This is a genomic window from Stenotrophomonas sp. GbtcB23 (assembly GCF_019091045.1).
GTDB classification, from domain to species: domain Bacteria; phylum Pseudomonadota; class Gammaproteobacteria; order Xanthomonadales; family Xanthomonadaceae; genus Stenotrophomonas; species Stenotrophomonas rhizophila_A.
In genome coordinates this window covers 1-327 of record NZ_JAGXKC010000290.1, presented here as the reverse complement: position 1 = coordinate 327, position 327 = coordinate 1, and the positions used below count along the sequence as shown (strand labels likewise).

1 pseudogene is annotated in these 327 nt (G+C 67.6%); it reads right to left on the bottom strand.

The window, feature by feature from the left end:
* A pseudogene (locus KVS69_RS19155) lies at window positions 1–327 on the bottom strand (methyl-accepting chemotaxis protein); the annotation flags it as partial.

Genomic DNA, 327 nt, shown 5'->3' with positions numbered 1-327 from the left:
CCGGCGGCGGCCGCCGCCACCAGGTGCTTGATCTCGCCATTGATCGCCTGCAGGCGGGCGCGCACGCCGTTCACGGCCTCGGTGATGCGCGCCTTTTCGCCCGGCAGCTGCTCCATCGGCTGGGACAGGGCGCCATCGGCGTAGCGGCGCACCAGGTCCACCATGCGCATCTTGACCCCGATATGCGCGGCAACCAGTTCATTGGTCCCGGTCACCATGGTGCCGAACTCGCCCTCGAAGCGGCTGGCATTGATGCGGTGGCTGATCGCCCCTTCGGCATGCCGCTGGCTCATTTCGTTCTGCGCCTGGATGATCTCGCGCAGCTTG